This is a genomic window from Nissabacter archeti (assembly GCF_018257325.1).
Classification (GTDB): Bacteria; Pseudomonadota; Gammaproteobacteria; order Enterobacterales; family Enterobacteriaceae; genus Chimaeribacter; species Chimaeribacter arupi.
On sequence record NZ_JAERKB010000002.1, the window covers coordinates 136,975 to 149,751 of the forward strand.

General features: G+C 61.5%; 11 protein-coding genes. 1 reads left to right on the plus strand and 10 read right to left on the minus strand.

Annotation, left to right across the window (positions count from 1 at the left end; translation table 11 throughout):
• Positions 1–58: 58 nt before the first annotated feature.
• Positions 59–316 (minus strand): multiple stress resistance protein BhsA, encoded by a 258-nt coding sequence (gene bhsA / locus JK232_RS03450; RefSeq protein WP_072927700.1) that lies wholly within the window; start codon positions 314–316, stop codon positions 59–61.
• Positions 317–722: 406 nt separating this feature from the next.
• On the opposite strand from bhsA, the gene JK232_RS03455 reads away from it, so the two are divergent.
• The gene (locus tag JK232_RS03455) at positions 723–971 is read left to right on the plus strand and encodes a GlsB/YeaQ/YmgE family stress response membrane protein (protein ID WP_072927699.1); all 249 of its coding nucleotides are present in this window, start codon (positions 723–725) and stop codon (positions 969–971) included.
• Between the two features lie 110 nt (positions 972–1,081).
• On the opposite strand, the gene JK232_RS03460 is transcribed toward JK232_RS03455, so the two are convergent.
• The 9 genes from JK232_RS03460 to uca form a co-directional block, all read right to left on the minus strand.
• On the minus strand, positions 1,082–1,894 hold the full coding sequence (locus JK232_RS03460) for a hotdog family protein (protein WP_212588823.1): 813 nt from the start codon (positions 1,892–1,894) through the stop codon (positions 1,082–1,084).
• A gap of 264 nt (positions 1,895–2,158) precedes the next feature.
• Positions 2,159–2,347 (minus strand): hypothetical protein, encoded by a 189-nt coding sequence (locus JK232_RS03465; protein ID WP_072927696.1) that lies wholly within the window; start codon positions 2,345–2,347, stop codon positions 2,159–2,161.
• 404 nt (positions 2,348–2,751) lie between these two features.
• Positions 2,752–3,450, minus strand: a complete 699-nt coding sequence (urtE, locus tag JK232_RS03470; protein ID WP_212588824.1) for an urea ABC transporter ATP-binding subunit UrtE — start codon at positions 3,448–3,450, stop codon at positions 2,752–2,754.
• A gap of 9 nt (positions 3,451–3,459) precedes the next feature.
• Positions 3,460–4,254 carry an urea ABC transporter ATP-binding protein UrtD gene (urtD, locus tag JK232_RS03475; protein ID WP_175558134.1) on the minus strand — a complete coding sequence of 265 codons (795 nt, stop codon included), beginning with the start codon at positions 4,252–4,254 and terminating at the stop codon, positions 3,460–3,462.
• Positions 4,244–5,335: an urea ABC transporter permease subunit UrtC gene (urtC, locus tag JK232_RS03480; RefSeq protein ID WP_072927692.1), complete on the minus strand. Its 1,092-nt coding sequence runs from the start codon at positions 5,333–5,335 to the stop codon at positions 4,244–4,246. The genes urtD and urtC overlap by 11 nt, the downstream gene beginning before the upstream one ends.
• Positions 5,335–6,894 carry an urea ABC transporter permease subunit UrtB gene (gene urtB / locus JK232_RS03485; RefSeq protein WP_246538274.1) on the minus strand — a complete coding sequence of 520 codons (1,560 nt, stop codon included), beginning with the start codon at positions 6,892–6,894 and terminating at the stop codon, positions 5,335–5,337. The genes urtC and urtB overlap by 1 nt, the downstream gene beginning before the upstream one ends.
• Positions 6,895–6,952: 58 nt before the next feature.
• The gene (urtA, locus tag JK232_RS03490) at positions 6,953–8,224 is read right to left on the minus strand and encodes an urea ABC transporter substrate-binding protein (RefSeq protein ID WP_072927689.1); all 1,272 of its coding nucleotides are present in this window, start codon (positions 8,222–8,224) and stop codon (positions 6,953–6,955) included.
• 139 nt (positions 8,225–8,363) lie between these two features.
• On the minus strand, positions 8,364–9,104 hold the full coding sequence (locus JK232_RS03495; RefSeq protein WP_072927687.1) for a GntR family transcriptional regulator: 741 nt from the start codon (positions 9,102–9,104) through the stop codon (positions 8,364–8,366).
• Between the two features lie 39 nt (positions 9,105–9,143).
• Positions 9,144–12,776, minus strand: coding sequence for an urea carboxylase (gene uca / locus JK232_RS03500; RefSeq protein ID WP_212588826.1), 3,633 nt, complete (start codon positions 12,774–12,776; stop codon positions 9,144–9,146).
• Position 12,777 lies beyond the last annotated feature (1 nt).

Here is a 12,777-nt window from a genome sequence, read left to right on the forward strand (position 1 = left end):
GCATCCAGTGAACCGGCATCGCGTTGCGCCTGCCGGCATCACCTGGAATACGCCGGGCTTATTTATAGAGTTCAGCTGTACCGTGCAGCTTGTTGTTGCCGGTCACGGAAATGATGCGGTAGGAAGAGGCACCCGCCTGCTGGGCTTTCTCTGCCAGTTGCGCTTCTACGGTGGAGAGGTCGGTTGCACCGCTGGCAGTGACCACGCCCAATTTCTCACCGGCGTCTTGTTGGGTCAGGGTTGCTGCCGCAGCAGTACCGGCGAAGGCAGCCAGGGAGAGGGTAGCAGCTACTGCAAAATATTTGATGTTTTTCATGATGCATTTCCTGTCAGTAAGAGTTGAATTTATCCGGTTTGAAAGGGCGTTTCCTTTCGATGAGATAATCATAGGCGGCAGAGGTTCAAAAGAAAAACGGGATGTTTTGAGGAACTCATTCAAAAAAACTGGTGTATATTTTACGCAACCTTACCCTGAACAAACCTTGATTGACATGCTTTATGTCAGCGCTGGAAAAAGGCCCGTAAGCGGTACAAAAAAACGCCGAAGATGAAGAAATAAGCGCCTACATGCTGATTTTGTGCAGTTTTCTTAACCCCTGCTAGACTTACTTTTGTTTACACCGCGGCGGGAGATGCCGGTGCGGCACAGGAACGTAAACATGTCGCTGTGGCGACGCCCGCATGGCGTAACAGCCCGGCTAAAGACACTGTTGGAGGAGTCTATGGGAATTTTATCTTGGATTATTTTTGGTCTGATCGCAGGTATCCTGGCTAAGTGGATCATGCCGGGCAAAGATGGCGGTGGCTTCTTCATTACCATCATCCTGGGGATCATCGGTGCCGTGGTCGGTGGCTGGATCAGTACGTTCTTCGGCTTTGGCCGGGTGGATGGCTTCAACTTCGGCAGCTTTGTTGTCGCGGTTATCGGTGCGCTGGTGGTGCTGTTTATCTACCGTAAAGTCCGTAGCTGACACAGACCGTTGTTCAGGGCCGGCGGCGTGATAAGCCAGGCCCGATACGGCTGAAAAGCCTGAACCTGCTTTCCAGAGGTTCAGGCTTTTTTATTGCCGCCTGCCTGGCTTCAGCCTTTTACTGGGGCTGATACCGGCCAGGTTTTTAACGTCACGGCGACGTCCATCAGCGGCTCATGCTGCTGGAAACACTGGATCCCCATCCTGAGCACAACGCCGCCGGCGCTGTCGCCCAGAACCAGTGTCGGCGTAATGCAATAGTGCAACGAAGCAGGCTGTTGCACCCGGCCGGTATAGAGCAGCGACGCCGAAAACCGGGTTTCATGGTGGGTTTGCACCAGCGGCACCTGCGTAAAAACATCAACCAGGTTGGTGGCGTGCAACCCAGGCAACACGTCATGCACGGTTATCAGGGTTTCAGGCGCATGCACGATCCGGCTGAACAGCATGGCATCCAGGGCTATCCAGGGGTATGCGCCGGTCACAGCAGAGATCTTATCCAACAGGGCAAACATCGGGCCGTAGCAGAGTTCATACGGGGTATAGGCTTCTGCAAAGGTGAGGGCTGACGTTTCATGCAGCGCGGCGGAATAGGTGACGTCACCAGTGTGCCGCGCCACACATTTCGCCTGCCACTTTTTTGCCTCCGGCGATGCGGCGATCGGCAATTCATACGGGGTGCGGCATAGCGTCGGCTGCCGTAAGCGTGCATGAAACCGCAGCACGGCGTCTTCCGGGAAGGTGGCCCGGCCTGCCGCCCGGCTCAGTGCGGCTTTGCCGTCCAGCAGGGCGCGCATCCCATGAATGGCTACCTCGGGTAAGCCCATGCTTGCCGCCCGTTTCAGGTCAAAATGCAGCGGATTGCGGTCACCTGAAAATTCGGCCCACTGCTCAGCATGCTGTGCGGTATAGATGAGGCTCATTGCGCACTCCGGAAAATATCCTGCGCGGCTCCTTCCAGGCACTGATTCAATGTCGTTATCTCCTGTTCTGTTTATGATGTTTTTCAATACCGCCGCGGCCTGGTGCCATCGCCTTAATAGGGGCACAGGGCGGAAATAGCCTGATCAGAAAGGTATGGAAAAACAGAATAATAAGGTGCTTCGTAAGATGCTATTAACGTATTTATAACGACGTGGCGGCCATTAAAAAAACCGGCATGTAAAAGGCCGGTTCGAGTCGTGTCATCAGCACCAGTTTTTCGGATGATATTCGATAAATGACTTATTTTTATCGACGTTACCATGTTTGTTATAGCATCTGTAATCGACAACACATGCGTTTTTGTTGTCGCTTATATAGGTAAATGCCTTACATGTATTCGGTTTGCCGCCGCCGACGATCTCATTTGCTTTCAATGGGCTGATAATTTGCATAAAAACATCCTTTTATAAAATGAATCATGATGGGGAAATAATCGTTATTAAGGTGGTTACATTTCCTCAAAAGCCTATTGATAACTTTTTCAGAAATTAAACAACCGGTGACGCTTTATTTAAGCTGTTTTTCTGGTAACGCAGGCTGTGCATATTAATAAAATAGGGAAGCACAGTATTTATTCAATGGGCTTGTGAGCAATTAAAGGGGAAAGATAAAAATGAGTCAAGAGATTTATCTTTAATTAATTATCTATAAGGGGAATGAGTTATTGCGCAGGTTAATAAAATACGACGTTATTTTTATTTTATATTTTCATTTTGGAATATATTCAGCCCGGATATTAATTTAAGCCGCCGTCACGTTGACTTTTTACAGCAGGGCCGCAAACGCGCGGCCACCCTCAAATTGCCACCAGCCCCCGTACCCCGTCTGCGTCCATCTCCGGGCCACGCCCGCGCTGGATAATCGTGCCGCGTGACATCACCAGATAACTGTCCGCCAGCTCTGCGGCGAAATCATAAAATTGCTCCACCAGCAGAATCGCCATATCACCGCGTGCTGCCAGCGTGCGGATAACCAGCCCGATCTCCTTGATCACCGAGGGCTGAATACCTTCGGTGGGTTCGTCCAGAATCAGCAGTTGCGGCTTACCGGCCAGCGCCCGGCCAATCGCCAGTTGCTGCTGCTGGCCGCCGGAGAGATCGCCGCCGCGCCGCTGTTTCATTACCTTCAGCACCGGAAACAGGCTGTAAATTTCCTCCGGCACCTGCCGCGCCTGCGCGCCGTTAAAACGCGACAGCCCCATCAGCAGGTTCTCCTCCACGGTCAGCCGGGGGAAGATTTCCCGTCCCTGCGGCACATACGCGATGCCTGCCTGCACCCGCTGGTGCGGTTTGCGGCGGGTGATCGCCTCATTCTGCCAGTGAATGGTGCCGGATTTAGCCGGCAACAGCCCCATCAGGCACTTCAGCAGGGTGGTTTTCCCCACACCGTTACGCCCCAGCAAACAGGTGACCTCGCCCACACGTGCCTCAAACGACAGGCCGCGCAAAATGTGGCTGCCGCCGTAATACTGGTTCAGATCATTGACCTGTAACATCTTTTCTCCTCAGCGCCCAAGATAAACCTCAATCACCTGCTCATTGGCCTGTACCTGTTGCAGCGAGCCTTCCGCCAGCACCTGCCCCTGGTGCAGCACCGTGACATAGTCAGCGATGGTTTCCACAAAGCCCATGTCATGCTCTACCACCATCAGCGAATGTTTACCGGCCAGCGAGCGGAACAGCTCGGCGGTGTACTCGGTTTCTGCGTCAGTCATGCCGGCGGCCGGTTCGTCGAGCAGCAGCAGGTGCGGCTCCTGCACCAGCAGCATGCCAATCTCCAGAAACTGCTTCTGCCCGTGCGAAAGCAGCCCGGCCGGGCGGTGGCGCTCGGCGGCCAGCCGCAGGGTGGTGAGCATCTCATCGATGCGGTCACGCTGTTCGCCGCTCAGCCGGGCGCGCAGCGATGCCCAGACGGACTTATCCGCCTTCTGCGCAATCTCCAGGTTTTCAGAGACCGTCAGCGCCTCAAACACCGTGGGTTTCTGGAATTTGCGGCCAATACCGGCCTGGGCAATCGCCATCGGCGCCAGGCGGGTGAGGTCGGTGCGCTGGTCAAAGGTGACGCTGCCGCTCTGCGGCCGGGTTTTGCCGGTGATCACATCCATCAGGGTGGTTTTGCCTGCGCCGTTGGGGCCGATAATGCAGCGCAACTCCCCGACACCGATCTGCAATGAGAGATCGGTCAGCGCGCGGAAGCCGTCAAAACTGACGTTAATCTTCTCCAGCGACAAAATCGGGTCACGCTGGTGGCGGTATTTGTCGGCCGGTTGCGGCTGGGTAAACAGCGGTTCAGTGATCATGGCGTTGCCCCTGTTTTTTCCGGCGTAACAGCCCGATCACACCCTGCGGCAGGCAGAGCGTCACCAGAATGAACATCCCGCCGAGGAAGAATTGCCAGTATTCCGGCATCGCCACGGTGAACCAGCTCTTGGCCCCGTTAACAATCCCGGCACCCAGCAGCGGCCCGACCAGCGTGCCGCGCCCGCCAAGCGCCACCCAGATCGCCGCCTCAATCGAGTTGGTCGGGGACATCTCGCCGGGGTTGATGATGCCGACCTGCGGCACATAGAGCGCCCCGGCCAGCCCGCACAGCACGGCCGAGAGCGTCCAGACAAACAGCTTAAAGCCGCGTGGGTCATAGCCGCAGAAGGTCAGGCGGTTTTCGGCGTCACGCACGGCGGTCAGCACCCGGCCGAATTTGCTTTTCGCCAGCGCAAAGCCCAGCGCCAGGCTGGCGGCCAGCAGCAGCACCGTCGCGACAAACAACCCGACACGGGTGCCGGTGGCGGTGACCGGGAAGCCGAGCAGGGTGGTGAAACCGGTAAAGCCGTTATTGCCGCCGAAGCCGGTTTCATTGCGGAAGAACAGCAGCATCCCGGCGTAAGTCAGCGCCTGCGTCATGATCGAGAAATAAACCCCTTTGATTTTCGAGCGGAACGCGAAGAAGCCAAACAGATAGGCCAGCCCTCCCGGCACCAGCACGATCAAACAGAGCGCCCAGGCAAAATATTGCGTCCCGGCCCAGAACCACGGCAGTTCCGTCCACGACAGGAATGACATAAACGCCGGCAGGCCGTCACCTGCGGCCTGGCGCATCAGGTACATGCCCATCGCATAGCCACCGAGGGCAAAAAACAGCCCGTGCCCCAGCGACAGCAGCCCGGCATAGCCCCAGACCAGATCCAGCGCGATCGCGACGATCGCATAACAGAGGATCTTGCCGAGAAGTGTCAGGGTATAGGTGGAGATCGCCAGCGGGTGCGCCGCCGGCAACAGCGCCAGAAAAGGCAGCGCCAGTAACCCCAGCAGCGCCAGCGTGCCGAGGCTCAGGGTCAGGCGAGGCGCTTTCTGCACGCCGGTTAAGGTCAGTGGTTGTGTCATCAGTCAGTCACCCGGCCCTTGAAGGCGAACAGCCCCTGCGGACGTTTTTGGATAAACAGGATAATCAGCGCCAGAATCAGGATCTTGCCCAGCACTGCGCCCATCTGCGGCTCAAGGATTTTATTGACGATCCCCAGCCCAAACGCCGCCACCACGCTGCCCGCCAATTGGCCGACGCCGCCCAGCACCACCACCAGGAATGAATCGATGATGTAGCCCTGGCCCAGTTCCGGGCCGACGTTGCCGAGCTGCGACAGCGCCACGCCACCCAGCCCGGCGATGCCGGAGCCGAGGCCGAAGGCCAGCATGTCGATACGGCCGGTCGGCACGCCGCAGCAGGCGGCCATCGCCCGGTTCTGGGTCACGGCGCGCACGTTCAGCCCGAGGCGGGTTTTATTCAGCAGCAGCCAGGTCAGCGCCAGTACCAGCAGCACAAACCCAATCACCGCGATGCGGTTCCACGGCAGCACCAGGTTCGGTAACAGCTGGATGCCGCCGGAGAGCCACGCCGGGTTGGCGACTTCCACGTTCTGCGCGCCGAACAGCATCCGCACGCCCTGGATCAGCATCAGGCTGATGCCCCAGGTCGCCAGCAATGTCTCCAGCGGGCGGCCGTAGAGATGGCGGATCACCGTGCGCTCCAGCGCCATGCCGATCCCGGCGGTGATAAAGAACGCCACCGGCAGGGCCGCCAGCGGGTAGAGCGCCAGCCAGCCGGGCGCGTAGTGCTGGAACAACGACTGCACCAGCCAGGTGGCATACGCGCCGAGCATCAGCATTTCGCCGTGCGCCATGTTGATCACGCCCAGCAACCCATACGTAATCGCCAGCCCGAGTGCCGCCAGCAGCAGAATCGAGCCGAGCGACAGCCCGGTAAATGCCTGGCCGAGCAGGTCACCGATCAGCAGCCGGTGCTGGATCTGCGCCAGGCTCTCCGCGGCGGCCCGGCGCACGGCGGCGTCAGGTTCGGTGCGGGCATCGGTCAGCGGTTGCAGCCGCGCCTGGGTGTCGGGGTCAGCCGCGTCACCAAGCTGCCGGACCGCGTTCAGCCGCACCTGCGGGTCGGCGTCGGCCAGGTGCAGGTTAGCGATCGCCAGTACCAGCGCCGCATGGACATCCTGGTCTTTTTCCTGCGCCAGCCGCGCCGTGAGCAGCGGCAACTGGTCAGGTTGCGCCTCCCGTTGCAGCGACGTCGCCGCCTGCAACCGGGTGGCGGTATCGGTGCTGACCAGCCGGTGTGCGGCCAGCGCATTGGCGATCAAAATCCGCAACCGGTTGTTCAGCCAGACTTTTTTGGTGCTGCCCACCGGTGCGGCGCTGCCTTCCAGCGGCGTCAGGGTATCGCCCTGGCGGGTGAAGGCGTGTTTTGCCTGGTCAACCACCACATTTTCCTGCTTCAGCGCCTGCAGCAGCGGCAACCGCGCCGGCTGCGGGTCGGCTGCCCATGCCTGTAACAGCGTCGCCTGCCGGCTGCGGTTGGCGGCGGCGAACTCATCCGCCGGGCCGGCCTGTACCAGCCACGGCAGGCAGCCGAGCGTTGCTATCAGCAGGCGCATCATGAAAGGGAGTCGCATCAGAGATCTCCTGTGCGGGCCGGGCGAACCCGGCCCCGGTCGGTTACTGGCCGCTGGTTTTCACCGGCGTATCCGGTTTTTTGTCATTGCCGGGAATGTACGGGCTCCACGGCTGGGCGCGAACCGGCGCATCGGTCTGCCACACCACGTTGAACTGGCCGCCCGGCTCAATCTCGCCAATCATCACCGGTTTGTGCAGGTGGTGGTTGGTCTTGTCCATCGTCAGGGTGAAGCCTGACGGCGCGGCGAAGGTCTGCCCGGCCATCGCATCACGCACTTTGTTGACGTCGGTCGTGCCCGCTTTTTCCACCGCCTGCGCCCACATATGGATGCCGACATAGGTCGCTTCCATCGGGTCGTTGGTTACCGCGGAGGCGGCATTCGGCAGGTTGTGTGCTTTGGCGTAAGCTTTCCATTCGGTGACAAACGCCTGGTTGGTCGGGTTATCGACTGACTGGAAGTAGTTCCAGGCCGCCAGGTTGCCCACCAGCGGTTTGGTGTCGATGCCGCGCAACTCCTCTTCGCCCACGGAGAAGGCCACCACCGGCACGTCGGTGGCTTTTACGCCCTGATTTGCCAGCTCTTTATAGAACGGCACGTTGGAGTCACCGTTGATGGTGGACACCACCGCGGTTTTGCCGCCGGCGGCGAATTTTTTGATGTTGGTGACGATGGTCTGGTAGTCGCTGTAACCGAACGGCGTGTACACCTCTTCGATGTCTTTGTCCTGCACGCCTTTGCTGTGCAGGAACGCCCGCAGGATTTTGTTGGTGGTGCGCGGGTAGACGTAGTCCGTGCCGAGCAGGAAGAAGCGTTTGGCTTCGCCGCCGTCTTCACTCATCAGGTACTCCACCGCCGGGATCGCCTGCTGGTTCGGCGCGGCACCGGTATAGAAGACGTTCGGCGACATCTCCTCGCCCTCATACTGCACCGGGTAGAACAGCAGGCCGTTCAGCTCCTCAAACACCGGCAGCACCGATTTGCGCGACACCGACGTCCAGCAGCCGAACACCACGGCCGCCTTGTCCTGCGTCAGCAACTGGCGCGCTTTCTCGGCGAACAGCGGCCAGTTGGAGGCCGGGTCGACCACCACCGGCTCAAGCTTTTTGCCGAGCACGCCGCCTTTGGCGTTGATGTCATCGATGGTCATCAACGCCACATCCTTGAGCGGCGTTTCAGAGATCGCCATCGTGCCGGACAGCGAATGCATGATGCCGACTTTGATGGTGTCAGCGGCCTGAACGCCGAACGCCAGGCCAACACTGACCATAGTGGCGGAGAGGGCGAAAGCCTGGATAACGCGACGAGGTTGCATAAAACGCACTCCTGATGAAGGTGAAAGTAAAGGCGCGCGGAAACCCGCTCACGCCCTGCCTGCCGCAGCAGGCGGTGATGTTCCCGCGCAAAGGGCGCGGTGTTATGGTGCCGCGCCGGTGGCGCGGGGTCGTGTTGCGCTAACTGCGCCGGGCGGGGCGCGCCCCAGGCTCCTCCTCTGCACCGGGTGGTGCCGTGCGTGCCTCATGCAGCCGGTGCAGGGTGATTTTGCGCACCTCCGCCTTGCTGACGGCGATGTGGTCATGCAGCAGGCGCTGCGCCTCGTCGGTGCGGCGCTGCATAATGGCGTGCAACACCGCGGCGTGCTCCCGGTAGGTGGCGTCAACGCGCGCACCCTGGGTGAAATCGAGCCGCCGGATGATGCGGATCTTCTCGGTGAGATCGCGGTGAATGCGCGCCATTTCCCCGTTGCCCACCGCCTCCACCAACGCCATGTGGAACGTCTCATCAAAGCGCGACACCTCCGCGCCGTCCGGCAGCGGCGGCTGGTCTACCCAGAAATCCACCACCGGCAGCAACAGCGCGGGCAATGTCTCGCCGTGGCGGGCGCAGAGCCGTTTCACCGCTTCCAGCTCCAGCACAATCCGCAGGTCATACAGCTGTTCGAAATAGGCGAAATCAAACGGTTTCACCTGCCAGCCGCTGCGGAAATGCACCTCGACATAGCCTTCGCGCTCCAGCCAGAACAGTGCCTGCCGCACCGGCGTGCGGCTGGCCGCCATCCGCCCGGCGATTTCGCTCTCGCTGAAGCGGTCACCGGGCAGCAGGCGAAAGTCAAAAATCTCCTGTTTCAGTTGCTGGTAGATCCGTTCCGCCAGCCCTTCCGGGCGGGCTTTGGTGGGGTGTCCCGCAAGTTGCATACGCATCCTTAAGGGGCCGGTCTGCCCGGCCCGTCTCCGTTATGAGGCCGCCGTATCGAGCCACAAAAGGGCATCGCCGGGGCCAACCGGGCGGCCGGGGCGGCAGCGGATCTGCGTCACTGTCCCGGCGCAGGGCGCGTAGACTGACAGCTCCATTTTCATCGCCTCGACCACAATCAGCGGTTGTCCTTCGCGCACCACGTCGCCCGGCGCCACCAGGATTTTCCAGACGTTGCCGTTGAGATCGGCACTGACCAGCTGCCCTTCGCCTTCCTGCTCCTCCACCGGTTGCGGGCGGTTGGCGGCATCGGCCACGGCGGCGCTCTCCTGGGCCTGCCAGTGCGCCACTTCGGTGGTAAAGGCGGTGTGCTGCCGGGTACGGAATGCGTCGATATCGTCGGCGTTCTCCGCCAAAAAGCGGGTGTATTCAGCGAAATCAAACTCACCCGGCTCAATCTTCACCCCGGCGCGCCCTTCGCGGAACGCCTCGCGGAAGGTGTCCAGTTCTGCCTCGCTGACCGGGTAGAAGCGCACCTGATCAAAGAAGTGCAGCAGCCACGGCTCGCCGGGCGCGAATTGCGGATTTTTGAGGAATTTGTTCCAGATCGGCAGCGTGCGGCCCACCAGCTGATAACCGCCCGGCGAATCCATGCCGTAGATGCACATGTACATTCCGCCGATGCCCACGGTGCCTTCGGCGGTGTAGGTGCGCGCCGGGTTATATTTGGAGCTGAGCAGCCGGTGGCGCGGGTCGAGCGGCACGGCGCAGGGCGCGCCGAGGTAGACGTCACCCAGCCCGAGGATCAGGTAACTGGCGCTGAAAATGATGTCGCGCACGTCCTCGCGGCTCGCCAGCCCGTTGATGCGCTGGATGAAATCGACGTTGTTCGGCAGCCACGGTGCCTGTTCCCGCACGGTTTCGCGGTAGCGTTCCACCGCGCCCAGCGTGGCGGAATCTTCAAATGCCATCGGCAAATGCACGATGCGCGTCGGCACTTTCAGCGTGCTGACGTCGCCCAACTGGTTTTCCAGCGTCAGCAAGAGCTGGAGCAGCGCCGACTGGCTGAGGGTGCGGTTGTCATAACGGATTTGCAGCGAGCGCACGCCGGGGGCGAGTTCGGCAATGCCCGCCACCGCCGCTTCGCGGATCGCCTGCATCAGCAGGTAAAGGCGCAGCCGCAGCGCCAGATCGAGCACGTTGTCGCCATATTCCAGCAAAATGTAGCTGTCACCCGCCTGCCGGTAGACCACGGACGGGCGTTCCACCGTGGCGGGCAGCGTGGCCAGAATCGCCGCTGACGGCGTGGTGCCCGGCAACAGCGACGGCACCGGCAGCGCCAGTGCCTCAACCGGGCTGAGGGTGGCAAGGGTGCCCGCCTGCGCCTGTTCCAGCGCCTGTGCCTGCTCAATGCTTATCGGGTGGAAGCGCAGGCGGTCGCCCGGTTTCACCTGCCCGACTTTCCACAGCTCGGCGTTGGCAATGGTCACCGGGCAGACGAAGCCGCCGAGGCTTGGCCCGTCACGGGTGAGGATCACCGGGAAATCGCCGGTAAAGTTTATCGCGCCGATGGCGTATTCGCAGTCATGCACGTTGGAAGGGTGCAGCCCGGCCTCGCCGCCATCCTGCCGCGCCCACGTGGGTTTCGGCCCGGTCAGGCGCACGCCCAGCCGGTTGGAGTTGTAATGCACCTGCCACTCGGCCGCGAAAAAGTCCGCGATTGATTCCGGCGTGAAGAAATCCGGCGCGCCGTGCGGCCCGTACAGCACGCCGATGTGCCACAGGCTGCCGTAGTGCGGCAGCAGTGCGGTATCGGCGGCCTGCGGCGCGTCAGTGGGTGCCGGGGTGGTGCAGGCGGGCAGGTGTGGCTGGGAGATCGGCAGCAGATCCGCCACCCGCAGCGTGCGCCCGGCGTGGCCGCCAAACTCACCAAGGGCAAAGGTCGCGCGGCTGCCGAGATAGACCGGTACGTCCAGCCCGTTGCGCACCGCCAGATAGGTGCGGCAGCCGTGGCGCGCACGGCCGAGCGTCAGTGTCTGCCCGGCGCTGACCGCCACCGGTTCGGCATAGCGCACCGGTGTGCCGTCAAGGTCGGCCGGGCAGTCGGCCCCGGTCAGGGCGATCAGGGCATCCGCATGGAAGCGCAGCGTCGGCCCCTGGAGGGTAAACTCCAGCCCGGCGGCGTCCGGGTGGTTGCCGACAATCCGGTTCGCCAGCCGGAAGGCGAAATCATCCATCGGCCCGGACGGCGGCACGCCGATATCCCAGTAGCCCAGGCGGCCGGGGAAATCCTGCACGCTGCTGTAGGTGCCGGGTTGCAGCACCTCAATCGCCTGCGGGCGGTAGGTGAAGCTGTCGAGCATCCGCGTCCAGACGTCACCGTGGCGGAAGGCGTCGGTGGCGACGATCTGGCGCAAATAATCGAGATTGGTAGCGATGCCGTGCAGCCGGGTGGCGTTGAGTGCCGCCGTGAGTTTTTCCAGCGCCTGCGTGCGGTGCTCACCATACACAATCAGCTTGGCGATCATCGGGTCGTAGAATGCCGACACCTCGCTGCCGGTCGAGACCCAGCCATCCACCCGCACACCTTCCGGGAAGTGCACATCGGTCAGCACGCCGGGGCTGGGCTGGAAATTGCGCAGCGGATCTTCTGCGTATAAGCGCACCTCTATCGCCGCCCCGTGCGGCGCCCGCGCCAGATGCAGCCAGTCCGGGGCGTCACCTGCCGCCACCTGCAACATACAGTCGATCAGGTCGAGGCCGGTGACCAGCTCCGTGACCGGGTGCTCGACCTGGAGCCGGGTATTCACTTCCAGGAAATAGAATGCCTCCTGCGCGGCGTCGTAGATGAACTCCACCGTCCCGGCGCTGCGGTAGTTGACCGACTCGCCCAGCGCCACGGCAGCCCGGTGCAGCGCGGTGCGGGTCGCTTCCGGCAGGTGCGGCGCGGGCGTTTCCTCAATCACTTTCTGGTTGCGGCGTTGCAGTGAGCAGTCACGTTCGCCCAGTGCCACCACGCGGCCGCTGCCATCACCAAAAATCTGCACCTCAATGTGGCGCGCCCGGTCGATAAAGCGCTCCAGGAAGACGCCGTCATCGCGGAAAAACTGCCCGCCGAGCCGCCGCACACTCTCCCAGGCGTTCCGCAGCGCGTCTGCGTCATCACAGCGGGTTAAGCCAATGCCGCCGCCGCCCGCGGTGCTTTTCAGCATGACCGGGTAGCCAATCTGTTCCGCCGCCGCCAGTGCCGCACCGAGATCCGGCAACAAGCCGGTGCCGGGCGTCATCGGCACCCCGGCGGCGGCAGCCAGCTCCCGTGCGCGGTGCTTCAGGCCAAATTCGCGGATCTGCCGGGCGGTCGGGCCGATAAAGGCCAGCCCGGCGGCTTCGCAGGCGTCAGCAAACTCTGCGCTCTCGGATAAAAACCCGTAGCCGGGGAAAATGGCCTGCGCGCCGCTTTGTTTCGCCGCCGCGAGGATTTTGCCGATGTCGAGATAACTGTCGGCGGGTTTCTCACCGCCGAGTGCGACGGCGATCTCCGCCTCGCTGACGTGCGGTGCATTGCGATCCGGGTCGGCATACACCGCCACGCTGGTGATGCCGCGTTTTTTCAGGGTGCGGATGGCCCGGCAGGCGATTTCGCCGCGGTTAGCGATCAAAACAGTGGTGAACATG

Coding starts and splice junctions, on each gene's coding strand:
- bhsA (WP_072927700.1), bottom strand. CDS start 316: ATGAAAAACATCAAATATTTTGCAGTAGCTGCTACCCTCTCCCTGGCT.
- JK232_RS03455 (WP_072927699.1), top strand. CDS start 723: ATGGGAATTTTATCTTGGATTATTTTTGGTCTGATCGCAGGTATCCTG.
- JK232_RS03460 (WP_212588823.1), bottom strand. CDS start 1,894: ATGAGCCTCATCTATACCGCACAGCATGCTGAGCAGTGGGCCGAATTT.
- JK232_RS03465 (WP_072927696.1), bottom strand. CDS start 2,347: ATGCAAATTATCAGCCCATTGAAAGCAAATGAGATCGTCGGCGGCGGC.
- urtE (WP_212588824.1), bottom strand. CDS start 3,450: ATGTTACAGGTCAATGATCTGAACCAGTATTACGGCGGCAGCCACATT.
- urtD (WP_175558134.1), bottom strand. CDS start 4,254: ATGATCACTGAACCGCTGTTTACCCAGCCGCAACCGGCCGACAAATAC.
- urtC (WP_072927692.1), bottom strand. CDS start 5,335: ATGACACAACCACTGACCTTAACCGGCGTGCAGAAAGCGCCTCGCCTG.
- urtB (WP_246538274.1), bottom strand. CDS start 6,894: ATGATGCGCCTGCTGATAGCAACGCTCGGCTGCCTGCCGTGGCTGGTA.
- urtA (WP_072927689.1), bottom strand. CDS start 8,224: ATGCAACCTCGTCGCGTTATCCAGGCTTTCGCCCTCTCCGCCACTATG.
- JK232_RS03495 (WP_072927687.1), bottom strand. CDS start 9,104: ATGCAACTTGCGGGACACCCCACCAAAGCCCGCCCGGAAGGGCTGGCG.
- uca (WP_212588826.1), bottom strand. CDS start 12,776: ATGTTCACCACTGTTTTGATCGCTAACCGCGGCGAAATCGCCTGCCGG.